We start from the raw sequence: 24,380 nt of genomic DNA, 5'->3' as shown, positions 1-24,380 counted from the left end.
CGCTGACGGTGTCATTCACGACGCCTCGTAGATCGTCACGCCCGCGCGCACGGTGCGCAGGCAGCGCGGCAGTTCGTCGTCAGGGCCGAGCGCGGGCAATGCTGGGACTCGGGATCGTGGGTCGGTGGACCAGCGCTGGACCCGCGAGTCAGCGGCGGCCACGTGCAGCTCGCCCGCTTCCCACACGGCGTAGTGCGCGGGCGCCCCGGGCACGAGGCTGCCGGTGACGCCGTCGTCGACGCCCGCCGCGCGGTGCCCGCCTCTGGTGTGGGCGTTGAATGCGGCGCGGGCGGACAGCGAGTGCCGAGAGGTGCGATGCGCTGCGGCGGCACGCACGCTGGCCCAGGGGTCGATCGGCGTGACCGGCGCGTCGGAGCCGCCCGCGAGCAACACACCGGTGGCGGCGAGCATCGCGAACGGGTTCATCCGCTCGGCACGCTCAGCACCGAGGCGCTGGACGTACATGCCGTGCTCGCCGCCCCACAGCGCGTCGAACCGCGGCTGTACCGACGCACTGACGTTCCACGCGGCGAGCTGGGTGGCCTGCTCCTCGTCGATCATCTCGAGATGCTCGAGGCGGTGCCTGCCCGCGACGAGCGCGCGCCTGCCGCGGTGGCGTTCCGCCTCGGTGAACCCCGCGATGATCTCGGACAGCGCGGCGTCGCCGATGACGTGGAATCCGGCTTGCAACCCGGCGTCGGTGCATGCGACGAGGTGTGCGGCGATGTGCTCGGCGTCGAGGTAGCGCTCCCCTGTGCCGCCCGCGTCGGTGTAGGGCTCGTGCAGGCACGCGGTGCGTGAGCCGATGGCGCCATCGGCGAACAGGTCGCCCGCCAGGCCGCGTGCACCGAGTTCCTTCGCGCGCATGACGGCCTCATCGGTGGCCAGCTCGCCCCAGTACGGCACGACGTCCGGCAGGCCGGGGTCCTCGGCGAGGTCGATGAGCGCGGCGAGGTCGGCCACGCCGCTGATGTCGGGTCCGGCGCACTCGTGGACGCTGACGATGCCGTGCGCGGCGGCGGTGGTCAGGAACGCGCGCTGCGCGGTGGCGCGCTGCTCGGGGGCGATGTTGTGGCGGACCATGGCGCGCACGTGATGGTGTGCGGTGGCGGTGAGCGGTCCGTCCGGGGTGTAGCCGCCGACGTCGGTGACGTCGGGTGCCAGGTTGAGCAGTGCGGTGGAGACCAGCGCGGAGTGGACGTCGATGCGGCTCAGGTAGGTGGGCACGCCGCCGACGGCGTCGTCGATCTCCGCCCTGCTCGGCAGGCGCGGCGAGGTCCAGGTCGTCTCGTCCCAGCCGTGCGCGATGAGGACTCCGCCCTCCGGGATGTCCCTGGCGGCTTCGGCGATGGCGGCCAGCAATTCGCCCGCGTCGCGCACCCGCTCCAGGTCCGCGCCGGACAGGTGCAGGCCGGCCGCGGTGGCGTGCACGTGGGCGTCGACGAAGGCGGGCGCGACGAACGCGCCGTCCAGGTCGATCTCCTCGGCGTCCGGGTGTAACGCGCGACCGGGACCGTCCTGGCCCACCCACACCACGGTGCCGTTGGTGACGGCCATCGCGGTCGCGTCGGGTGAGCTGGGTGAGTGAATCCGTCCGCCGGTCAACAGGGTCGTTTCGGTCACGAGTGCAGTCTGCCTTGTCCCAGCTCAGCGGCGCAGGGCTGGTCGTTGAGCGTCACAGCACGATCACGCGAAACGCAAAGATTTGCGTTCTCACGTCAGTATGACAGGATTATTTGTGTTGCTCGCCCCTATAAGGAGGAGAACCGATGACCGCCGTTGCCGGGCCGGAACAGGCCGTCACCAGCGATCAGTACCTGGAACAGCCCTACGTCTACCGGCGCAGGGAGCTGACCGAACCCGACTGGCGCCGCTTCCCCGGCTGGGCCGATGTCACCGAAGCGCAGTGGCGCGACGCGCAGTGGCAGCGGGTGAACTGCGTGCGCAACATCAAACAGCTCCGCAAGGTGCTTGGTGACACCGTCGACGAGCGCTTCTACGAGGACCTGGCGGCCGACCAGCAGGACATGGCCACGATGTCGATGCTGCTGCCGCCGCAAATGCTCAACACGATGGCGCCTGACGCCAGCGGTAGCGAGCTGACCGACGCGCTGTTCGCGGACCCGATCCGGCACTACATGATGCCGGTGCGTTCCGACCGCGACCCGCATTGGCCGTCGCACCCGTACGCCGAGCGCGACTCGCTGCACGAGGCGGAGATGTGGGTGGTCGAGGGGCTGACCCACCGCTACCCCACCAAGGTGCTCGCCGAGCTGCTGTCGACGTGCCCGCAGTACTGCGGGCACTGCACCCGGATGGACCTCGTCGGCAACTCGACGCCGCAGATCGACAAGCACAAGCTCGCGCTCAAGCCGGTGGACCGGCAGGACGCGATGATCGACTACCTCAAGAACACTCCCGGCGTGCGCGACGTCGTCGTCTCTGGGGGTGACGTCGCGAACGTGCCGTGGCACCAGCTGGAGTCGTTCCTGATGCGGCTGCTCGACGTCGAGACGGTGCGCGACATCCGGCTCGCCACGAAGGCGCTGGCAGGGCTGCCGCAGCACTGGTTGCAGCCGAAGGTCGTCGAAGGGATGGAGCGGGTCGCGCGCACGGCCGCGCGGCGGGGCGTGAACCTGGCGATCCACACCCACGTCAACCACGTGCAGTCGGTGACGCCACTGGTCGCGGAGGCGGCGCGGGCGATGCTCGACGTCGGTGTGCGCGACGTGCGTAATCAGGGTGTGCTGATGCGTGGGGTGAACGACACGTCGGACGCGCTGCTCGACCTGTGCTTCGCGCTGCAGGGCGAGGCGAGCATCCTGCCGTACTACTTCTACATGTGCGACATGATCCCGAACTCGGAGCACTGGCGCGTCGCCGTGTGGGAGGCACAGCGGCTGCAGCACTCGATCATGGGGTATCTACCGGGCTACGCGACGCCGCGCATCATCTGCGACGTGCCCTATGTCGGGAAACGCTGGGTGCACCAGGTCGCGGAGTACGACCGGGAGCGCGGCATCTCGTACTGGACGAAGAACTATCGCACCGGCATCGAGCTGGACGATCCCGAGGCGCTGGAGCGCCGCTACGAGTACTACGACCCGATCCAGACGCTGCCGGAGTCCGGCCAGCGGTGGTGGGCCGAACACGGGGCGAGCTGAGCCGGTGCCGTGGGCGCCCGCCGTGCGGTGGCAGACGCCTTCACCGCAGCGAAGGCGTCTGCCACCGCACGAGCATCGCTCGTGTGGATGGATCTTGAGGCGTCACAGCGATCCGTATCGCCACGAAGTCTCATGATCCACATGCCCGACCCCGACTCCGGGCATGACTAGTGGCAGGACGGTCAGCCGAAGGCCGACTTGATGCCGTCGAACAGCGAGCCCGACTTCTCGTCGCCGGACTGCTCACCCTCGGCGGACGAGCTGTCACCGCCCTGCTGCGGCTGCTTACCGGGACGCCCGTCTGGACCCTTGCCGTTCGGCGGCTTGCCCTCCGGCGGCCCTTTCGGCGGTTCGCCGTTACCCGGCGGGTCGGTCGGAATGCCAGCGATCTCTTTGATCGCGGCGCGCAGCCGAGGATAGGTGCCGCACCGGCACATGTTCTCGATCGCGTCGATGTCGGCATCGGTTGGTTTGGACTTGCGCTGCAACAACGCGACGGCAGCCATGATCTGGCCAGGCTGGCAGAACCCGCACTGACCGACGTCGGCGTCGACCCAGGCCTGCTGCACCGGGTGCAGCTCGTCGCCATCGGCCAGCCCTTCGATGGTGGTGACCTCCTGGCCATCGCACTCCGAGACCGGCACGACACACGGCTGGATCTCATTGCCGTTGAGGTGGCTGGTGCAGGCACGGCAGAGGCCAACGCCGCAGCCGTACTTCGGGCCGGTGATGCCGAGCTTGTCCCGCAGCACCCACAGCAGGGGCATGTTCGCGTCGGCGTCAACCTCGACCTTGTCACCGTTGACGCTAAATCGGTGCTTTTTCGGCACGAAAGTCTCCTCTAGTGGTTGATCGGGAAGCTACGGGGCTTGGTGCCGGTCGCCTTCGCGTACGCGTTCGCCACCGCGCCCGCAGCGGCGGGCAGGGCCAGTTCACCCGCGCCACCCGGCGCCCAGTCCGTGCGGATGAGGTGCACCTCGAACTGGGTTGGGGAATCACCCTGCTTCGTCCACAGGAAGTCGCCGTAGCTGCTCTCCCGCACCGCGCCGTTGTCGATGTGCACACCCGCCTGCAGGACCGTGGCGATCCCGTCCATCGTTGCGCCCATCAGCTGAGCCTCAAGGCCCTTCTGGTTGATCACCTGCCCGACGTCTGCCGCGATGAACGCCTTGGTGACCCTCGGGTTCGCCGGGTCCGTCGCGTTGATCTCGACGACGCACGCGGCATGTGAGCGGTACTCCGAGTGGTAGCCAACGCCCAGCGCGTGACCGGCTGGCATGTCCTTGCCCCAGCCAGACACCTCGGCGACCTTCGTCAGCACCGCCTTGCCGGAGTCCGCCTTGGCCACCTCGCGCCGGAACTCGAGCGGGTCTTTGCCCATCTGCTCGGCGAGCTCGTCCATGACGACTTCCTCGGCCGCGCGCACCGTGCCCGAGAAAACCGACCGGAAGCTGCCCGTGGGGATACCGAGCTGCACTTCCTGCAGCGTATGGTTCACGACACCGACGTGGTACGGCATCGACTGGGACACGGCGAAGTAGTACTGGCTCGCGCCACCTTCCACGGTCTGCGCCAGCGTCGACGTCAGCGCCTCACCGAGACCGTGGTCGAAGTCGAGCCCAACACCGGTGACGCGGTGCTCGAAGGACAGCACCTCACCTTTGGTGTAACTGGCCCTGATCTTCTGGTGGTACGCGGGACGCATCCTGCCGTGCTTCATGTCATCCTGGCGGGTCCGCATCAGCTTGACCGGCCGACCGATCGCCTGCGAAACCCGTGCCGCCTCAAGCCCCACGTCGGCGAACAGCCTGCGCCCGAACGACCCGCCGGCACGGGTCACGTGCACCGAGACGGCATCCCGGTTGAGGCCAAGTTCCTTGGCGATGGCGCCCTGCGCCCAGATCGCCGTCTGTGAGGGCATCCACACCTCGGCAGTGCCGTCGTGACGGACATCCGCGACCGCGCTTTCGACTTCCATCGGCGCGTGGTTGACGAACGCGAAGTCGAACGTCGCGTCCAGATGCCTGCCCCGTAATTTCGGCGCGGCGAGCGGATGGGCGACATTCTTCAGTTTCTTACGAATGTCCGAATCCGACACAGTGTCGATCGGGCCCGGCTTCCACGAGATCTCTAGGGCGTCCCTGGCACGCATCGCGTCGTAGAACGTCTCGGCGCTCACCGCGACACCGGTAGGGATCTCGGTGATCGCGACGACCCCGGGCATGGACCTCGCCCGCGCGTCGTTGACCGAGCCCACCGTGCCCTTGATCGTCGGCGGGCGCGCCACCACGGTCGGCAGTGCGCCTTCGATCTGCAGGTCCATGGCGTACTGCGCCTTGCCCGTCACGATGTCGCGGGCGTCCGTCCTGGCGACAGGGGTGCCGACCACTGTGTATTCGGATGCGGGCTTCGGTTCGCCGTTGCCGGATTCCTCCCGCGCGGCGGCCGACAGTTCCCCATAGCTCAGGGTCCGCCCGTCAGGGGCGTGCACCGCGGAGTCCTTCGTGGTCAGTTGTTCCGCTGGCAGGCCCCACTGGTTCGCGGCCGCGTTGACGAGCCGCGCACGCGCATCGGCCGCCATTCTCCGCACCGGGTCCCACAGCACCCGCATCGTCGTGGACCCGGCGGTGATCTGGTTGAAGTGCAGCTCCGGCCGGGAGTCGGACAGTTCGACGTCGACGTCATCGAGCCGGGCGTCCAGTTCCTCGGCCAGCACCATCGCGATCGACGTCGAGATGCCTTGACCGACCTCGAGTCTCGGCAACTCGAACCGCACCGTGGTGTCCTCGGTGACCTCGAGGACCATCAGGTGCATCGTCGGCATGCTGGCAAGGCGGATCACCTCGCCGAGGTCCGCGATCTCCTCAACCGACGGCAGGCTCGGCACCGCTGACGCCTCCGTCAACGCATCGAACCCGAACCGCCCCGCGACAGTGAGCGTCGGGGCGGCGACAAGGAACGTCAGGAACTTTCGCCGCTTCAGCCCACGACCTTTGTCCTGGGCTGCTGGCTCCGGTTCAGCCATCCAATCTCCTCTCAAAACGCCAAAAAGGACATACGATGTCAGCGTCAATGGCGGTCTATGGCGGTCTGTGGCGAGCAAGCATTTCGTCACCCGACCGGGTGCGTCACGCATCTAATCGCATGCCGAGTTCCGTTATCGCAAAACGATGAAGTTCATCGGCATGCCACCGGATTTTCTTGTCACTACCGCAAAACATGGGGAGGTGCCCTCGATCCATTTGGCGGCTATCGCTACCCTGCGCCGAGGTATCTGCGGTGCACGCTGGCTGCTCACGCAAAGTAATGAGGGAAGGTTCTGGCAAAGCCCCTATGGGACTATTCTCGCGTTCGCGCGGATCTAGCACGATCAATGCTCGCGTGCTGCGCATCGCGCTGATTCCCAGCGTCGCGCTGATGATCGTCGGCATTGGACTATCCGGCTACCTGGCGCTGCAAGGCCTCAGCACCCGCACGTTCGCGGAGAACGTGCGCAAGTCGCTCGAGCCGTCGACGCACTTCATCGCGACGGTGCAGGAAGAACGCAGGCTGAGCACGCTCAAGGTGGTCAACGGGCTCAAGCCCGCCGACGGCCTGCTGGCGAATCAGCGCACCAAGGTGGACGAAGCCGTACAGGAAATGACGGATGTCACCGAGGAGCTGGCTGAGACGGCGCCGGACCAGCTGGCTGGCCCGTTGGGAGATCTGAAGAACCTCACCGCCGAGCTGCCGGGGTTCCGGCAGCGGATCGACTCCGGCGGCGCGGACGCCGAGCAGGTCTACGAGTTCTACGGCGAGATGATCGAGCTGATCGGCGCGGGCATTCAGGGTGTCGCCCGGTCAGCCAGTGACGCTGAGGTCGGCTTCGAGCAGATGATCAGCTACGACCTGTTCCGCTCGGTCGAAGCGCAGTCGCGGTCGCACGCGCTGCTGCTCCGAGGCATCGCACAGGGCCTCGACCTTGACGAGTTCCACGAGCTCGCGCACCAGATGGGTACGTATCACGAGATCGCGGAAACCATGTATCCGCGCATGACGCCGACCGAGCAGCAGCGCTACGACGAGATGAAGGAAGCGCCGTGGTGGGGCACGGTGGTTTCCGGCGACAACAGCATCATGGCCCGAGGCCCCGGCCAGCACCCGGTGACGTTCAACTTCGAGGCGTGGCAGAACTCGGCGGCCAAGCTGTCCGACGGGTTGCGCGAGCTGTACGCGTCGCACTCTGCCCACGCCGCCGAACTCGGCGCTGGCAGTGGTAACCGGCTGCTGACCAGCTCACTCGCCGCGGGCGGGCTCCTGCTGCTTGTCACCGCGACCTCCATGGTGATCGCGTTGCGCTGGTCTCGAAAGCTGGCCCGCAGGCTCACCCGGCTACGGGACGACACCCTCGACCTCTCCCGGTACAAGCTGCCGGACGTCGTCGACCGGCTCAACCACGGCGAGCGGGTCGACCTCGACAGTGACGTGCCATGGCTCAACCACGGCGACGACGAGATCGGCCAGGTCGCCGACGCCTTCAACCAGGCACAGCGCCAGGCCATCTCGGCGACGGTGCAGGAGAACGAGATCCGCGCCGGGGTCAGGGCGGTGTTCCTCAACATCGCCCACCGCAACCAGGTCACCGCACACCGGCAACTGCAGGTGCTCGACCAGGCCGAACGGTCGCAGGAGGACCCGGAGCAGCTGCAGCTCCTCTTCGAGCTCGACCACCTCGCCACCCAGGGCAGGCGCAACGCGGAGAGCCTGATCATCCTGGGCGGTAAACAGCCAGGCAGGCAGTGGCGCAAACCGGTCGAGCTGCGCGACGTGATCAACGGCGCGGTCGCGGAGACCGCCCAGTACACCAAGGTCAACGTCAGCAAGGTCGCCGACGTGGCGGTGCGCGGCGACGCCGTCGCCGACATGATCCACCTGCTCGCCGAGCTGCTCGACAACGCGACCTCGTTCTCACCACCACAGACCGACGTCGACGTGCGATCCGCCGTCGTCGGCAGGGGCGTCGTGATCGAGATCGAGGACCAGGGCCTCGGCATCGACGCCGAGACGCTCGAAGAGATCAACGCCATGCTGCGCACCCCGCCCGACTTCAGCGTGATGTCGCTGTCGGAGGAAGCACGGATCGGGTTGTTCGTGGTCGCCCAGCTGGCCGCCAAGCACGACACGAAGGTCACGCTGCGGGAGTCCCTCTACGGCGGCATCAACGCGATCGTGCTGATTCCCACCAAGGCGCTCGCGTCCGAGTCCATGCCGCAGCACGGCGCGCCGGAGGACGCCAGCGCCGACTTCGGCCACGACTTCAACGCCGACCCCACTGCTGGGGCCGGCATCGAGCCTGGCTATGGCCGCGGCCCTCGGCACATGGCCGAGCCGGGATACGCACCAGGTGCGAGCAACGGCTACGACTCCGGCTATGCGTCTGTCCCCGGCGCGGATCACGACGACGTCAACACCAACGACCGCGTCGTTCCGATGCCCCCGCCGACCCACCGGCGTGCCAGGCAGGCGCGCACCCCCGAGCGGAGATTCGAAGACACCCAGAAGAACATCCCCGCCGTACCGCCGGCGCCACCTTCCACCGACGGTGCTGACCGCGCCAACGGCCAGTCCGGCGGAGCTATGTCCCATGGTGGTCAGCACGCCGGCCGGAGCGGTGGCGGCAACGACACCGTGAAGATCTCGATGGATTCCTCGGTGATCAGCAACGGGTCGTCGTCGCAGGCAGAGCAGTACACGCCGCCAAGGCCAACGCCCTCGGCGGGCAACGGGAACGGCAAACCGCCGCTGCCACAGCGCAGACGGCGCGAAAGCCTCGCTCCGCAGCTGCATGCCGACGAGGAATCCGCCGAATCGGAGCAGTCCACGACACCGGAGCCACCCGACGAGCCACCGGGTGACCCGAGCCCGGAGAGATTCCAGGCCACGATGTCGGCGTTCCAGCGCGGAACGCGGCGGGCGCGCACCGACGACACGGATACCCCTCACCCACCCCGCTGGCCCGGAGGAGAGATGTCATGACGGTCAATCTGTCACCGAAGGAGTCCAACTGGCTGCTCGATGATCTGCTGCGCCGAGCCACTGGTGCCGACCGCGCCGTGCTGCTCTCCTCGGACGGTCTGCTCATGGGCAAGTCGAACGAGATGTCCATCGCGGATGCGGAGCATCTGGCCGCGGTCGCGTCAGCATTGCAGAGTCTGGCCAAAGGCACGGGAAAGTACTTCGACGGCGGGGCGGTGCACCAGACGGTCGTTGAGCTGGAACGCGCCTTCCTCGTCGTCACGGAGGCGGGCACCGGCGCCTGCCTCGCCGTGCTGGCGCAGGCGGACGCGGATCTCGGGTTGATCGCCTACGAGGTCAACCGCATGGTGGCCAGCGTCGGGCGGCACATGGCGACGGCGCCGCGCAACCCGACCGTCGGGTATGCGAGAAACTCCGAAGCATCATGACCGGCGAAGACAGCGCTTGGTTCGACGAAGACGCTGGTCCGCTCGCCCGCCCGTACACGTTTACCCGCGGCCGGACGCACGTCGCGCGCGATGATCTCAACATGATCACGCTCGTCGTCGCGCTGCGCAGGCATCACGGCGGCGAGTTGGACCACGCCCATGGTCGCATCCTTGAGTCCTGTCAAGACCCCATCTCGATCGCCGAGGTCGCCGCGGGCGCCGACCTGCCACTCGGCGTCGTGAAGGTTCTGCTCAGCGACCTGATCGAGCAGAACTACGTAATCTTCCGAACCGGCTTGGCAAAGCACTCATCGGCTGCGAGCCCGGACACGCTGCAGAAGGTGCTGGATGGAATTCGTGAGCTCTGACCGAATGATTCGACCCGCGATCAACGCGACGGCGCTCAAGATACTGATCGCCGGCGGGTTCGGCGTCGGCAAGACCACGCTGGTCGGCTCGGTCAGCGAGATCGAACCGCTGCGCACCGAGGAGCAGCTCACCGAGCGCAGTGCGGGCGTCGACGACGTCACCGGGGTGGAGCAGAAGCGCACCACGACCGTCGCACTTGACTTCGGCAGGATCACCATTAACCAGGAGCTGATCCTGTACCTGTTCGGCACCCCCGGCCAGGACCGGTTTTGGTTCATGTGGGACGAGCTCGCCCAGGGGGCGCTCGGCGCGATCGTGCTGGCCGACACCCGGCGGCTCGCCAGCTGCTTCGCCGCGATCGATTTCTTCGAGGAGCGCAATGTGCCGTTCGTCGTCGGCGTGAACTGCTTCGACGGCACGCAGATGTACACCGTCGACGAGGTGCGCGGCGCGCTCGATGTCGACCCGTTCGTGCCGGTGCTGCTGTGCGATGTGCGCCAGCGGGAGTCGACGAAGAAGGTGCTGACCACATTGCTGGAGCACATCATGTCGCTGACTGGCCACGCGCAGCGCGCCGCGGGCGACGGCTGAGCCGGCGCGCTCCCCCACGCCAACTGACCTACGCCGGCGTCAGCCACCTGGACTACACGACACACGCACCCTGCGTACGCAGCGCTGCTTGACTGGGCAATTGATCATCCCTACTATCACCCCGCCGAACGAAAGTTGTCGCCCATACGGCGTACAGCCTTGGTAACTCTCAACACCTGGGGTGGCTCTCGTGACCTCCGTTCATCGCCAGTCAACGCACGTTCCCGGCGAGCGCGCGGGCGGGACGGCACAGGAGATCCTGTCCACGATTCCGCCCTCGCAGATCGCGGTCATCGTCCGGCCCGTGGCGGGGCGGATGATCACCGAAATCGTCAAGGAGATTCGCGCTGGCGTGCCCGCCTATGGCGCGCCGCGCGATGACGAGCTGACACAAGTTCTGGTGTCGTCGGTCGAACGCGCCGTGCGCCGTCTCATTGACGGAAAAGACAAACCACGCACCGATGGCCGTACCAATGAGGATTGGTTTCGACGAATCGGGCGAATGGAGTTTTACGCGGGCCGCAGCATGGATTCGATGCAAACCGCGGTGCGCATCGGCACCCGAGTGGCGTGGCGACACCTGTGGCGGGCCGGTGCTGCGGCCGGGGTGCCGAGCAGCACGTTCAACACCCTTGCCGACGCGCTCTTCCACTACTCCGACGAGCTGTCGTCGGCCGCCATCGCCGGACACACCGAAGCCCAGGCGCGTGCGAACGGCACGGCCGAGCGGATCAGGCAGCGGCTGGTGCGGATGATCCTCGCCGATCCGCCGATCTCGCCGCAGGCGATCACGGATCTCGCCGAGGACGCTGGCTGGACGGTGCCCGACGCCGTCGCGCTTGTCGCGGTCGAGCAACGGCCGGGTCAACGCGCGCTGCACGCCAGTTCGTTCGGCCCAGACGTACTCGTCGATCCCGATCGCACCGAACCGTGCCTTGTGCTCGCTGAGCCGGATCGTCACCTCGGTGACCTGCGCCGGAAGCTGCGCGGCGGCCTGGCGGCCGTCGGCCCGCGCGTGTCGTTGAGTCAAGCTGTCAAGTCGTTGGAGTGCGCGCACAAGGCGCTCGATCTCGGCCGCAGGGGTGTGCTGCCCAGCAGCGGCGTCATCGACTGCGCGGAGCATCTGCCCACGCTCGCGATGTACGCCGACGAGTTCATCCTCGCGCAGCTGACCGAACGCGCCTTCCGGCCGTTCGCCGGGCTCACCTCACGGCAACGCACGCGGCTGTCCGAGACGCTACGGGCGTGGCTCGACGCGGGCGGCAGCGTCAGCGACGTCGCGGCCCGCCTCGACGTCCACCCGCAGACCGTCCGGTACCGGATGAACCAGATCACGAATCTGCTCGGCGGCTCACTGGACAATCCTGATGAACGGTTCCTTCTTGACATGGCACTGCGCGCGGTTCAGGTGCGAGGCGTCGACATCCGGCCGTAACGATTCCGCGTCGCGCGCGGTCACAGCCCTCGCGCTGGCACCGCGTCGGTGCATCGCTGCTACCTCGTTGCCCGCCGATGCGGGTAATCGATTTTTGAGCAATCGGCATAACATTCCGAGCTTGCCTGTCGCGTTCATTATCGCCGTTCTACAGTGGGTTTTCGACCGCTCGGTAATGGTGTCGAAAAGCAGGGGCCGGTTCCGGGTGACGCGAATTCTTGAGGAATACTCGCGGTATGCGAATCACATTCCACCGCAAGATCCCGGTGGTGCTGGCCGTGGCCGCGTCCGGCCTGCTGGCCACCGCGTGCGACTCCGGCGCAGGCGCCGTGGAGGACACCCAGACGACGGACGCGCATGCGGGACACACCCTCAGCCATGCGGCGGCGCTGCAGGCTCCTGCCAACGCCAGGGACGCCTTCACCTACAACCCGCGGCTCGCGCCGGTGGGTGCCGAGATGGCCATCGAGATGGCGCCTTCCGGGAACAGCACGACGTTCTCGCTTGAGGTCACGGGAATGCGGCCCAACCGCGGGTACGCCGCACACGCGCACACCGACAAGTGCGCGGCCGACCCCGCCGCGTCCGGCGGGCACTACCAGAACGAGCCCGCTCCCGAGGACGGGTCGGAGACGCCCGATCCCAAGTTCGTCAACCCTGAGAACGAGTTCTGGCTGGACTTCGAGACCGACGCCGAGGGTAATGGCAGCTCCACGGTCACGGTCGACTTCGAGGTCACCGACTGGGACCGGCCGAGGTCGGTCGTCGTGCACTCCGCCCAGAAGACGTCCACCGCACCCGGCGAGGCCGGCGTCTCGGGCGACCGGGTCGCGTGCCTATCCCTGCCGCACTCTCACTGACACCTCGTAGGACGGCCCGTCACCGTGGCGGTGGCGGGCCGTTCGCTTGTTCCGCCAGAGCCGCGCCCCGATCACAGTTCCGCGCTCGACGGCGAACCACACCGCGATGCCGAGCGCGATGCCGGACGCCGTCACCACGAGCGGTGATGCGACGGCCAGCATACCCGGCAGCAGGACGTAGTGCGTGAGGTAGATGTAGAGCGACGCGCTGGCGATCAGCCCGACCGGGGCGAGAAGCACGCGGGGAATCCGCACTCGGGGCAGGAACAGCACCAGCACGAGACCAACCAGGACGATGCCCTCGCGCACGGCATTGTCGAAGAAGCCGGAGATGGTCAGCACCGCGGCGGCCACCACGACGAGCCGCTGTGACCAGGTCCGGGCGCGGAACCCGAGCCAGCCGAGCGCGAAGAACCACAGCATCGTGTGAGTGGCCAGCGCCCACTCGAAGAAGTGCGCCATGTCGCTGATGAACAGCCGCCCGGTCAGCGAGACCGCCAGCACCGCTAGCGGCAGCAGGAACGGCTGACTTCGCTCGAACCGCCGCACGGCCGGGATCGCGAACAACACGCTCAGCAGCAGCAACGTCTGCACCAGCACTTCGACGAACCAGTAGCCGTTCGCCGATGAGATACCGAGGTAGTTGTTCAGCAGGACGACGTTGTCCCAGCCCACGTCGTCGGTGGCTAGCGCGCGCCACGCCAGCCACGCCACACTCGGGATGGCGATGTGGGCGGTGCTGCGGAGGATGGCGCGGGAGGGGTTCGTCGCGGCATCAGCTGTCCCAGAAAAACCGTTCGCCACACCTGGTCCCAGACAGAACCGGGCGAAACTCCACCCGGCGAGCACCAGCAGCAGATGGGCGCCGCCAAGGATATGGAACAGTCCGACGTGGCTGCCGACGACGAGCACGATCGCGACCGCGCGCAGCAGGATGTTGGTCTCGAGGGCGGCCAGCACCCGGCGTCGCGGCCGCAGCCGCTCCAGCTCGCCCACCGGCATCGACGGCCACGTCGCTGGTAGTTCGCCGAGCAGCTTCTCCAGCGCTACCGACGCGCGCACATAGGACAGCGAGTCGCCGCCGAGGGTGACAAAGCTGTCGTCATCGCCGATGTCGTCGGGCGTATAGCGCGGCAGGACGTCGGCGAAGATCTCCCGCACCCCACTGGCGGCGGGCGCACCCTCACCGTCCGCTGTCCCGGACGCCGAGGCAGCCACCGCGGCGGCAACCGCCGCGTAGTCGACCTTCCCGGACGTCAGCCGGGGTGTCTCGGCCAGCACGCCCACCCGCACGGCCGCGGCGGGTAGTCCTAGCCGGGAGGTCACCAACTCGGCCGCCACGCCCACGTCGTCCGCGACCGACACCGCGAGGAGCAGCCGGTCGTCGTGCCCGGTGCACAGCGCGGTGATGTCCCGGTCTGCGCACAGCCGCTCCACGTGGTCCAGGTCGATGCGCAGCCCGCAGACCTTGACGAAGCGGCTGGCGCGGCCGGTGACGACGTACAGCCCGTCTGGGGTGCGCCGCGCGAGGTCGCCGGTCGCAAGCGCTGTCACGGTCCTGCCTTCGGCGAGGTCCGCGGGGGATTCGGCGTAGCCGAGCATGACGTTCGGGCCCCGGTAGATGAGTTCTCCCTGGTCCGTCGTGTCTGCCACGCCATCGGCCACCGCAGTACTCGCCGCGGATCCCGGGACCGGGGCCAGCTCGAAGTCCCCGTCCGGGATCGCGACGCCGATCGCATCCGGGTGACGCTCGGCCAGCTCGGGCGGCAGGTACGCCATGCGGGCGGTGGCCTCCGTCTGGCCGTACATCACGAACAGCCGCCACCCGGATCGCCGACCGAGCCGGGCGAACTCCCGCACCCGCTCGGGCGCGAGTCTGCCACCAGCCTGTGTCACGTAGCGCAGCGTTGGCAGCTCCATGTCCGCGAAACCGGCGCGATCCAGCAGGTCGAACGTGTAGGGCACGCCGTGCAGGCTGGTGCAGCCGTGCTCGCGGAACAGCGTCCAGAACTCCGGCTCGATCACCGAGGTATCGGTGAGCACCAGGCTCGCGCCGCGCAGCAGGTTGCTGTTGATCACCGACAGTCCGTAGCAGTACTGCATCGGTAGCGAGGTGATCGCCCTGTCGGTCGGCTCGATCTCCAGGTACCGCGCGATCGACTCCGCGTTGGCCTGCACGTTGCGCGCCGAGAGGCGCACCAGCTTGGGCGAGCCGGTGGAACCGGACGTCGACAGCAGCAGCGCGAGCTCGGGATGCAGGGTGTGCGCGGTGCCCGCGCGACGCTCGGCGAACTCGCCATCGATGACGACGTCCGGGTCGTAGCTCTCGAGCAGTTCCTCGCGGTACTCGGCGTCGTCCGCGCTGGTGAGCAGCACGGGATGCCCGTCGGCGAGCGCGGCGAGGTAGGCCACGATCGGGTGGATGTCATTGGCCGCCGCGACTAGCACCAGTCTGCGCGTGGTCCCGAGCCAGGCGCGCATGTCGGCCACCCGGTCGGCGAGTTCGCGGTACGTCAGCCGCCGCCCATACGCGTCGATCAGCGCGGTGCGCTCGCCGTACTGGGCGAGGTTCGCGGCGAACGGCACTCCGGGGGCCAGGACGCCGTCGTCCACATCCCTGCGTTGGGGTGCGGCGTCGACCGACATCCTGCGTCACCTCGTCGTTGGACAGCTTAGGCTTCGCTAAGCAAGCATAGGCTAACCAATTCGGATAAACCTGGCCCTGTGGCGAAGGCGACGCGTACCGGACGCTCCTGAACGTCGTCTGATACTCCTGCTTCGTTCTGCTTGACCTTGGAGTGCGATCCAAGGTTTACCGTCGATGGCGTGACGACGAAGACAGCGCCGGGCCTGCGGGTGGCCGAGCTGGCCACCCAGGTCGGGGTCCGGCCGGACACGATCAGGTACTACGAACGCGCCGGGCTGCTCGCGCCACCGCCGCGCACGCCGTCCGGCTACCGCCTCTACCCCACCGAAACCGTGGAGCGAGTCGGTTTCATCCAGGGCTGCCAGCGGCTCGGGCTGCGGCTGCGCGAGATCGCCGACCTGCTCAGCGTCCGCGACACCGGCGTCTGCCCCTGCGAACCAGCCGAGGGGCTGCTGCGCAGGCGGATCGATGACATCGATGACGAGTTGACCCGGCTCACCGCATTGCGGGCCGAACTGGTCGAGACCCTCGCCGGGCTGCCCAGTGGGCAGTGCCCCGACGTCAGCCCCGGCGAGTGGTGCCCACCCGATAATTCGAACGACCAATCGGAAGGGAGGTGCGAATGATGCGCGACACTGATCTGCTGGTCAGCGGTGGTGACAACTGCTGCGAGAGCTGCGAAGACTGCTGCTGAGAGCGGACCGCTTCGTGGCGATCTGAGGCCACTGGCAACGGTGCGACACTACGGACCAGTCGAAGCATGTAGAAAGTTTCTCGGATCCGAGGGTGATCCTCTCCGGGGCGTCGTGGTTCGCCCCGCACGGGATCAGCGAGAAGGGCTCCGACAGTCAGAAGCTGCCGGAGCTCTTTTCGCGCCCCGTACCGCCTCAGCGGCCCATGCCGCCTGCCCGTACCATCGTTGTGGGCAGGCGAAACATGGTGAGGTCCTTCATGTCAGACGATGAGCTGGACATCCATCTGCGCAGGCTAGGGCTTGGCAGCGACGATGTCCGGCTGTATCAGTGGCTACTCGGCACCGGTCCAGCCACGCACAACGAGATATCCGGCGCGCTCGGACTGTCCGAAGCGGACACCGGGGCGGCCGTGGAGAGTCTCACCAAGGCGGGGCTCGTCGCCACGACCGACGTCGACACCGTCGCGCCCATCGAGCCGAGCACCGGCTTGCAGCGGCTCGCGCGAGCGCGGGAGTCCGAGCTGCGCGCCGCCGAACTGGCCGCGACCAACGCGTACCGGCAGTTCCGCCGTTCGGTCTGGCAGCAGTCGCCGGACGACCTGGTCGAGGTGATCACCGCCCCGTACATCGCGGAACGGGTGCACCTGGAGGAGTCGGCCGCCACCAAGGAGGTGCTGCGGTTCGACTCGCCGCCCTACACCACTCAGCGCGGCCCGAACGACCTCGAGGTGGAGAACCTGCAGCGCGGCGTGGCATACCGGTGCGTCTATGCCCGCGCGGCGGTGCGCCAGCCGGACTACTACGCGGACAACATCCAGCCCTGCATCGCAGCGGGCGAGCAGGCGCGGGTGCTGCCGGACGTGCCGGTCAAGCTCAGCATCTACGACGGGCGGCTGGCGATGGTGTCGCTGTCCGACGCGGAGATGGAAATCAGCCGCTCCAGCCTGCTGATCCGGCAGTCCAGCCTGCTCGACGCGCTGATCGGGCTGTTCGAGAGCTCCTGGCGGGCCGCGCTGCCGATGCACCTTGGCACCAAGGAGCCGTCCTCGCTGCGGCCGATCGAACGCAAGATCATCGAGCTGCTGGCCAGCGGGATCACCGACCACGCGATCGCGGAACTGCTGGGTATCAGCCGCCGCACACTGTCGCGGAACCTGGAGAGCCTGACCACCCGCGCGGGCGTGGTGAACCGCTTCCAGCTGGCGGTGTACGCCTGCCGGAACGGCTGGATCTGACGACGTCGGGCGTGGCTCGCTACACCGGCCCTTCTCAGTCGATCATGAGGCGTTGTGGTTGCTATAACGACCACAACGCCTCATGATCCACAGCGTGGTCACGCTCAACCGACCGGGATCTCCTCTTTGGACTCGACGGTCGTGCGTCGCTCGTCGGGCAGGAACCGACGGCACCCGGACCAGTTCCGCATCAGCAGGTAGTAGGCCAGGCCAGCCGGGATGAGGCTGGCGTACCAGGACACCTCTGAGAACGAGAACGCGACGAGGACACCGACAGCCACCGCGATCAGGGCCGCGTAGTTGATGCCGCGATAGGAACCGGCTGGGTCATAGAGCTTCTCCAGCTCCAACTGCCTGCGACGGATGACGTAGTAGTCGACCACCATCACGGCGAAGATCGGGCCGAGGAACGCGGAGTAGGTCTGCACGAAGATCTGCAGCCCCGCGGCGGACTCATCCCGCACCAGCAGCCACGGGAATGTCCCCACCGCGAGCACCCCGACAAGGATGGTGGACGTCCGGTACGAGAGTTTGAAGACGTCCATCAGCACGTAGGTGGGTGGCACGACGTTGTTCAGCACGTTGGTCGTCACCTGGGCGAACGCGATGAACAGCAGGGTGATGACCAACAGCGGGGTGTTGTCGACGGCGTTGGCGAAGACCTGGATCGGATCGACCGCACCGGTCGCGCCGGAGACCATCACCCCGATGAGGCCCATGAACAGCGTCACCGGCAGGATCGACATCGAGTAGATCGTCACGAGCAGCCCCGGCCCCGAGCCCTTCGTGTGCTCACGGGAGTAGTCGCTGACGTTGAGCATCATCGTGGCGTAGATGCCGAGGAACAGCATCGTCGCGCCCCAGAACGGCATACCCCAGGTGCCGTCGAGGTTGACGAGGTTGGCGGTGATCTCGTCACCGTAGCGGGTGATCACGCTGACGAACATGTAGACCAGCGCGGCAAGGATGAACACCGCCCCGATGTTCTCCAGCCACTTGATCCCCTTGAAGCCGAATGCCGACAGCGCGATCTGCAGCCCCTGGAAGAGGATGAAGTAGAGCACGAGGTTGTCGAACCCCAACAGCGTGGCGGAGACGGCGTTCAGCGCGCCAGCGCCGATCCAGCTCTGGAAGCCGTACCAGCGCGGGCACGGACCGGACCAGACCGGGAATCCGGCTGCCGCTAGATCCGAAGGCACTGCGCACCTGCACCATGAACGGGATGCCGTACTTGTAGCCCGCCGCGCTCGCTGCCACAATTCCGTATTATGGAATAATGATTCCGATTAATGGCAGAGTAAGCCAGTTCACAGATGGTGTCCAGACCTCGTGAGAGACGAATGCGGACGCCGTGCGACCACGCGTCACATCACGCGCGCAGCGCAGGTCACACGCTCCACCGGAGAGCGTGTGACCTGCGCTTATGGGAATCTGGGAGCTAGCGAAGAGAACCGCTCACCGGCCAGCCCGTGACGGTCTTGGGCCGCGGTGCGGCATAGCTTCCGATCTTGCTCGTCGTCAGACCGAGCCCCACCAGCGACTCGGCCAACCCGACAGCGGCGGCGACGCCATCGACGACGGGAGCGCCGGTGACCGCGCGAATCTCGTCGTCGAGACCGGCCATGCCGCCGCAACCAAGGCAGACCACCTCGGCGCCGTCCTGCTCGACCGCCAGCCGGGCCTGCTCGGCGATCGCCTTCACCGCGGCCTCGGGATCAGCTTCGAGGTCGAGCACGGACAGCCCGCTCGCCCGGACCGAGGCGCAGCGGGTGTGCAGTCCCGCGAGCATGAGCCGGTCCTCGATCTGCCCCACGGCACGGCTCAATGTCGTGACCACGGTGTACTTCCTGCCGAGCAAGCATGCGACGTGCGCGGCCGCCTCGGTGATGTCGACAACCGGGACGTCGCAGAGCTCCTGCAACCCCTCCCGGCCGTGCTCACCGAACCCGGCCTGCACGACAGCGTCGTACTGACCCTCGTAGGTGTGCACCCGATCCATGACCGCGACGGCGGACAGGTAGCTCTCGAAATTGCCCTCGACCGACTCGGGGCCGAACGACGGCGTCAGCCCCACGATCTCAGTGCCGGGTCGTGCGACCGCACGCGCCTGCGCGGCGATGGTGTCGGTCATGGCAGCGGTGGTGTTCACGTTGACGACGAGGATCCGGGTGCCCACGATAGCTCCTTCCCATTCCGCAGTACGGAAGTGAGATGCCAAGTTGTGAAAGCTATCGTGAGCCAGGTCACCCCAACAGTCAAGCCCGCCTGGGTCGGATCTGAGCGCTACGACACCGTGGCCGCTGACAGCTCCGCTTCCAGCATCGACGTCCACTGCGCCACGATGCGGGCGCGGCGGGCGGTGTCGTCGCTGAGCAGGTTCGCCAGCCCGAGCCCGCGCGCGAGGTCCAACGTGGCCTGGACCGTCTCCCTGACGCCGGGCACGGACTCGTCGACGTCGAGCAGGTTCACCGCCATCCGGTGCGCTTCGCGACCGACTTGCCGTTCCAGCGGCTTGATCAGCGCACCCAGCGGCTCGTCGGTCGACGCCGCCACCCACAGGTGCAACGCGGCGCGAAACGACGGCCCGGTGTACAGGTTGAGCAGCATCTCCACGACCGCGCGTCGCCGCGTCCCGTCGGTCGGCAATGCCGCGACCTGGTCGGCCAGCTCCTCCAACTGCACTTCGGAGACGTAGTTGACAGCGGCGTTGATCAGATCCTCACGGGTCGGGAAGTGATGCTGCGCCGCCCCCCGCGAGACCCCGGCTCGCTCCGCGACGACCACGACCGTGGTGCGGGTCCAGCCCAGCTCGGTCAGGCACGCGACGGCGGCATCCAGCAACCGCCGCCGCGTCTGCCTGCTCCGATCCTGCTGCGGCTGCCGCACCGACGTCATGCTCAGCGGCTCCCCTCGACCCACAGATCCGGCGAGAGGTCTTCCTCCCGCTCACAGAGCCGGTACTGCGCGAAGTCGGTCACGCCCGCGGCGGTCAGCACCTCGTCGTCGATGAAGAACTGCCCCGTCGCTTCCTTGCTCGGCTTGGTGACGATCGCGTGCGCAGCGTCGGCCATGATCTGCGGCGTCCGCGACGTGTTGGCGAGCTCGGCGCCGACCACGTTGCGGATCGCGGCGGTGTCGATCGTCGTGCGCGGCCACAGCGAGTTCGCCGCGATGCCGTCACCGCGCAGTTCCTCGGACAACCCGAGCGTCACCAGGCTCATGCCGTACTTCGCGATGGTGTAGCCGGTGCCGATCTGCCCGAACCACTTCGGGTCCAGGCTGATCGGCGGCGACAACGTCAGGATGTGCGGATTGTCGGAGTTCCGCAGGTACGGGATCGACAACTTCGACAGCAGGAACGAACCACGGGTGTTGATGTCCTGCATCAGGTCGTAGCTCTTCATCCTGATGTGCTCGGTCGGCGAGAGGTCGATCGCGCTGGCGTTGTTGACGACGACGTCGATGCCGCCGAACCGCGCCACCGTGTCTTCGATCGCCTTGGCGACGGACTCGTCGTCACGGACATCACCGACGATGGGCAGCGCCTGCCCGCCAGCCTCCTCGACCGCCTTCGCGGCGGTGTAGATCGTGCCGGGCAGCTTCGGGTGCGGCTCGGCCGTCTTGGCGATCATGGCGACGTTGGCGCCGTCGGCAGCGGCACGCAGGGCGATCGCCTCACCGATGCCCCTGCTGCCGCCCGACATGAGAAGCGTCTTACCCGCGAGCGATGTCATGTGACTCCTTAGTACGACTTCGGCAGGTCAAGGCTATGCTGCGCCACGAAGTTGAGGATCATCTCCCTGCTTACCGGCGCGATTCGCCCGACCCGGACTGCCGCGATCATCGCACCCAGGCCGTACTCGGTCGCGAGCCCGTTGCCGCCGTGGGTGTGCACCGCCTGGTCGACGGCGTGCACCGCGGCTTCGGCTGCGGCGTACTTGGCCATGTTGGCCGCTTCGCCCGCACCCATGTCGTCGCCCGCCTCGTAGAGCGCGGCCGCTTTCTGCGTCATCAGCTTCGCCAGCTCGATCTCTACCTTGATCTGCGCGAGCGGATGCGCTATGCCCTGGTGGGAGCCGATCGGCGCACCCCAGACGTTACGGGTCTTGGCGTACTCGGTCGCCTTGTTCAGCGCCAGCCGCGCCAGACCGAGCGAGAACGCCGCGCCCATGATGCGCTCCGGGTTGAGCCCGGCGAACAGCTGCAGTAGCGCGGTGTCGGTGCTCTCCCCCACCAGCGCGTTCGCGGGCAGCCGGACGTTGTCGAAGAACAGCGTGAACTGCTTGTCGGCTGAGACGATGTCCATCGGGATGTCCTGGGCTTCGAAGCCAGGCGCGTCGGTGGGCACGATGAACAACGCTGGCTTGAGCTTGCCCGTCTTGGCATCCTCGGTCCTGCCGACGACCAGCACCGCCTCGGCCTCATCGACGCCGGAGATGAAGACCTTCTGGCCGTTGAGGACCCAGTCGTCGCCGTCCTGGCGCGCGGTGGTGGTGATCTTGTGCGAGTTGGAGCCCGCGTCCGGTTCGGTGATGGCGAACGCCATCCGCACCTCGCCGGTGGCGAACCGGGGAAGCCAGTGCTGCTTCTGCTCCTCGGTGCCGTAGCGGGCGATGACGGTGCCGCAGATCGCGGGCGAGACGACCATCAGCAGCAGCGGCGTCCCGGCCGCGCACAGCTCCTCACACACGGCGGCGAGGTCGCCGATGCCGCCGCCTCCGCCGTCGTACTCCTCGGGCACGGCGACGCCCATGTAGCCGAGCTTGCCCGCCTCGTCCCACAATTCGTTGGTGTGGCCGCCCTCGCGGGCGATCTTCAGGTAGTACTCGTGGCCGTACTTGCTGCCGAAGTCGTACACCGCCTTACGCAGTGCCTGCCGCTCCTCGGTCTCGGTGAAGTTGTTCACTGTGTCCGCTCCTTATGGCTGGGTCGTGAGTGCTGATCAGAGTTCTAACGCTGATCAGCACTCACGACTCGGATGCTGCGTGCACGACGGCGAGCACGGTGCCGACGTCGACCTGTTGTCCCTGGCTGACCGGTAGTTCGGCGACGACGCCGTCGGCCGGTGCGCTGATCTGGTGTTCCATCTTCATCGCCTCAAGCCACAGCAGTGGCTGTCCGGACTGGACGGTCGCGCCCTGCTCGACGGCGACTCGCAGCACCGAGCCGGGCATCGGCGCCAGCAGCGACCCCGCTGGCACGGCGGCGTCCGGGTCGGTGTAGCGCGGCAGCCTGCGCAGGGCCACCGGGCCGAGCGGTGAGTCGACGTACACCTGGTCGCCGTAACGGGCGACGTCGAAGGTGCGCCGCACCCCGGCGACGGTCAGCACCACCCGCCCAGGGGTAGACGTCACAAGCGAGACGTCGTCGTGGCCATCGGCGTCGAGGCCCGCACGGGTGATGCGGTAGTCGACGTCGACGGTGTCCTCGCCGACGCGGTAGCTCTTGCGTTGCCGCTGCGAGGCCACGTTGCGCCAGCCGCTGGGCAGTCCGGACAGGACTTTCGCCTGCGCTCGGTTGGCAGCGGCCGCCGCGAGCGCGGCGGCCAGCGCGCTGAGCTGGCGCGCGCGGTCGTCCGCCAGCGGTGTGGACAGCGTGTCGAGGCCGTGACGCTCGAAGAACGCGGTGTCGGTCTCGCCAGCCAGAAACGCCGGGTGCCGTAGCACGGTAACCAGCAGGTCCCGGTTGGTGACAAGGCCGTGGATCTTGCTGCCCGCCAGCGCCGCCGCCAGCGCGCGGGCCGCCTCGCCCCTGGTCGGCGCCCAGGCGATGACCTTGGCCAGCATCGGGTCGTAGTGCACGCCGACAACGGAACCGCCCTCGAAACCGGAGTCGAGCCGGATCCCACCACGCGGCGGGATTCGGAACTCGGCGGCCACCCTCGGGACGTCGAGTGCGTGAATGGTGCCGCTCTGCGGCTGCCAGTCCTGGGCGGGGTCCTCGGCGTAGAGGCGCACCTCGATGGCGTGGCCGTCCTGCGGCGGAGGCTCCGGTGGCAGCCGGTCGGACTCGGCGATGCGCAGCTGCAGCCCGACCAGATCGACGCCGGTGACGCACTCGGTGACCGGGTGTTCCACCTGCAGCCGGGTGTTCATCTCGAGGAAGAAGAACTCGCCGCTGTCGGTGGCCAGGAACTCGACGGTGCCAGCACCGACGTAGCCGATGGCCTTGGCGGCGGCGCGGGCGGCGTCGAACAACTGCTGCCGCATCGCGTCGTCCACCAGCGGGGACGGCGCTTCCTCGATGACCTTCTGATGGCGGCGCTGGATGGAACACTCGCGCTCACCCACGGCCCAGATGGTGCCGTGCTCGTCGGCGAGTACCTGCACCTCGATGTGACGTCCGGTGGGCAGGTAGCGTTCGCAGAACACCGTGGCGTCACCGAACGCCGATCCCGCCTCGGCCGATGCGGCCTTGACGGCGTCCTCCAGCGCTGACAGCTCGTGCACCACACGCATGCCGCGGCCACCACCACCGGCGGACGCTTTCACCAGTACCGGGAGCTGGTCCGCTGTGATCTCCGCGGGGTCCAGTTCGGACAGCACAGGCACTCCGGCATCGGCCATGATCCGCTTGGCTTCCACCTTGGAGCCCATGGACGCGATCGCGGCGGGCGGCGGGCCGATCCACGTCAGCCCTGCGTCCTGCACCGCCTGGGCGAAGTCGGCGTTCTCGGACAAGAAACCGTAGCCGGGGTGGATGGCGTCCGCGCCCGCCTGGTGCGCGGCCTCGATGATGCGATCGCCCCGCAGATACGTCTCGGACGGCGTGTTGCCCGGCAACCGGACGGCGGCGTCGGCCTCGCGGGTGTGCGGCAGGTCGGCGTCAGCGTCGGAGTACACCGCCACGGTGCCGATCCCGGCGTCCGCGCAGCTGCGAAACACCCGGCGCGCGATCTCACCCCGGTTGGCGACCAGTACGGAATTGATCATCGGGTCACCG

The 24,380-nt window shown here is 67.7% G+C and carries 17 protein-coding genes and 2 pseudogenes; 9 read left to right on the top strand and 10 right to left on the bottom strand.

The window, feature by feature from the left end:
• Nucleotides 1–15 precede the first annotated feature (15 nt).
• Nucleotides 16–1,623, bottom strand: a complete 1,608-nt coding sequence (locus tag AMYHA_RS11865; protein WP_034270949.1) for an amidohydrolase — start codon at nucleotides 1,621–1,623, stop codon at nucleotides 16–18.
• A 146-nt stretch (nucleotides 1,624–1,769) separates the two neighbouring features.
• Between AMYHA_RS11865 and AMYHA_RS11860 the strand changes: the two genes are divergently transcribed.
• Nucleotides 1,770–3,164 (top strand): KamA family radical SAM protein, encoded by a 1,395-nt coding sequence (locus AMYHA_RS11860; protein ID WP_034270947.1) that lies wholly within the window; start codon nucleotides 1,770–1,772, stop codon nucleotides 3,162–3,164.
• Between the two features lie 383 nt (nucleotides 3,165–3,547).
• On the opposite strand, the pseudogene AMYHA_RS27895 reads toward AMYHA_RS11860, so the two are convergent.
• Nucleotides 3,548–3,994 (bottom strand): annotated as a pseudogene (locus AMYHA_RS27895) ((2Fe-2S)-binding protein); the annotation flags it as partial.
• A gap of 11 nt (nucleotides 3,995–4,005) precedes the next feature.
• Nucleotides 4,006–6,189, bottom strand: a complete 2,184-nt coding sequence (locus AMYHA_RS11850) for a xanthine dehydrogenase family protein molybdopterin-binding subunit (RefSeq protein WP_034270944.1) — start codon at nucleotides 6,187–6,189, stop codon at nucleotides 4,006–4,008.
• Nucleotides 6,190–6,545: 356 nt separating this feature from the next.
• Between AMYHA_RS11850 and AMYHA_RS11845 the strand changes: the two genes are divergently transcribed.
• From AMYHA_RS11845 to AMYHA_RS11820, 6 genes are all read left to right on the top strand, one after another.
• Nucleotides 6,546–9,179 carry a sensor histidine kinase gene (locus AMYHA_RS11845; RefSeq protein WP_051399795.1) on the top strand — a complete coding sequence of 878 codons (2,634 nt, stop codon included), beginning with the start codon at nucleotides 6,546–6,548 and terminating at the stop codon, nucleotides 9,177–9,179.
• Entirely contained in the window at nucleotides 9,176–9,607 is a 432-nt protein-coding gene (locus tag AMYHA_RS11840; protein ID WP_034270940.1) for a roadblock/LC7 domain-containing protein, read from the top strand. The genes AMYHA_RS11845 and AMYHA_RS11840 overlap by 4 nt, the downstream gene beginning before the upstream one ends.
• Nucleotides 9,604–9,975 (top strand): DUF742 domain-containing protein, encoded by a 372-nt coding sequence (locus AMYHA_RS11835; protein ID WP_034270938.1) that lies wholly within the window; start codon nucleotides 9,604–9,606, stop codon nucleotides 9,973–9,975. Before AMYHA_RS11840 ends, AMYHA_RS11835 begins: the two co-directional genes overlap by 4 nt.
• A gap of 4 nt (nucleotides 9,976–9,979) precedes the next feature.
• Nucleotides 9,980–10,567 carry a GTP-binding protein gene (locus AMYHA_RS11830; protein ID WP_034270936.1) on the top strand — a complete coding sequence of 196 codons (588 nt, stop codon included), beginning with the start codon at nucleotides 9,980–9,982 and terminating at the stop codon, nucleotides 10,565–10,567.
• Nucleotides 10,568–10,757: 190 nt separating this feature from the next.
• The gene (locus AMYHA_RS11825; RefSeq protein WP_051399794.1) at nucleotides 10,758–12,002 is read left to right on the top strand and encodes a PucR family transcriptional regulator; all 1,245 of its coding nucleotides are present in this window, start codon (nucleotides 10,758–10,760) and stop codon (nucleotides 12,000–12,002) included.
• Nucleotides 12,003–12,238: 236 nt separating this feature from the next.
• Nucleotides 12,239–12,862, top strand: coding sequence for a superoxide dismutase family protein (locus AMYHA_RS11820; RefSeq protein WP_051399793.1), 624 nt, complete (start codon nucleotides 12,239–12,241; stop codon nucleotides 12,860–12,862).
• Here the strand turns inward: AMYHA_RS11820 and AMYHA_RS11815 are convergent.
• Nucleotides 12,839–15,508: an AMP-binding protein gene (locus AMYHA_RS11815; RefSeq protein WP_084037111.1), complete on the bottom strand. Its 2,670-nt coding sequence runs from the start codon at nucleotides 15,506–15,508 to the stop codon at nucleotides 12,839–12,841. The two genes, AMYHA_RS11820 and AMYHA_RS11815, sit on opposite strands and share 24 nt — an antisense overlap.
• A 180-nt stretch (nucleotides 15,509–15,688) precedes the next feature.
• Here AMYHA_RS11815 and AMYHA_RS11810 point away from each other — a divergent pair, with 180 nt between their 5' ends.
• Entirely contained in the window at nucleotides 15,689–16,135 is a 447-nt protein-coding gene (locus tag AMYHA_RS11810; RefSeq protein WP_034270934.1) for a heavy metal-responsive transcriptional regulator, read from the top strand.
• 325 nt (nucleotides 16,136–16,460) lie between these two features.
• Nucleotides 16,461–17,438, top strand: coding sequence for a helix-turn-helix transcriptional regulator (locus AMYHA_RS11805; RefSeq protein ID WP_034270931.1), 978 nt, complete (start codon nucleotides 16,461–16,463; stop codon nucleotides 17,436–17,438).
• Between the two features lie 104 nt (nucleotides 17,439–17,542).
• Here the strand turns inward: AMYHA_RS11805 and AMYHA_RS11800 are convergent.
• From AMYHA_RS11800 to AMYHA_RS11775, 6 genes and pseudogenes are all read right to left on the bottom strand, one after another.
• A pseudogene (locus tag AMYHA_RS11800) lies at nucleotides 17,543–18,653 on the bottom strand (NCS1 family transporter).
• 223 nt (nucleotides 18,654–18,876) lie between these two features.
• Nucleotides 18,877–19,617 carry an aspartate/glutamate racemase family protein gene (locus tag AMYHA_RS11795; RefSeq protein WP_269189782.1) on the bottom strand — a complete coding sequence of 247 codons (741 nt, stop codon included), beginning with the start codon at nucleotides 19,615–19,617 and terminating at the stop codon, nucleotides 18,877–18,879.
• A 104-nt stretch (nucleotides 19,618–19,721) separates the two neighbouring features.
• Complete coding sequence (locus tag AMYHA_RS11790; RefSeq protein WP_034270925.1) at nucleotides 19,722–20,333, bottom strand: TetR/AcrR family transcriptional regulator; 612 nt, start codon at nucleotides 20,331–20,333, stop codon at nucleotides 19,722–19,724.
• 2 nt (nucleotides 20,334–20,335) lie between these two features.
• Complete coding sequence (locus AMYHA_RS11785) at nucleotides 20,336–21,172, bottom strand: SDR family oxidoreductase (RefSeq protein WP_034270922.1); 837 nt, start codon at nucleotides 21,170–21,172, stop codon at nucleotides 20,336–20,338.
• Nucleotides 21,173–21,180: 8 nt separating this feature from the next.
• The gene (locus AMYHA_RS11780; protein ID WP_034270919.1) at nucleotides 21,181–22,344 is read right to left on the bottom strand and encodes an acyl-CoA dehydrogenase family protein; all 1,164 of its coding nucleotides are present in this window, start codon (nucleotides 22,342–22,344) and stop codon (nucleotides 21,181–21,183) included.
• A gap of 61 nt (nucleotides 22,345–22,405) precedes the next feature.
• Nucleotides 22,406–24,370, bottom strand: a complete 1,965-nt coding sequence (locus AMYHA_RS11775; RefSeq protein ID WP_034276896.1) for an acetyl/propionyl/methylcrotonyl-CoA carboxylase subunit alpha — start codon at nucleotides 24,368–24,370, stop codon at nucleotides 22,406–22,408.
• Nucleotides 24,371–24,380 lie beyond the last annotated feature (10 nt).

The organism is Haloechinothrix halophila YIM 93223 (genome assembly GCF_000504245.1).
GTDB lineage: Bacteria > Actinomycetota > Actinomycetes > Mycobacteriales > Pseudonocardiaceae > Haloechinothrix_A > Haloechinothrix_A halophila.
Note: the sequence above shows the minus strand (reverse complement) of the source record. Positions and strands in the feature narration are given on the sequence as shown.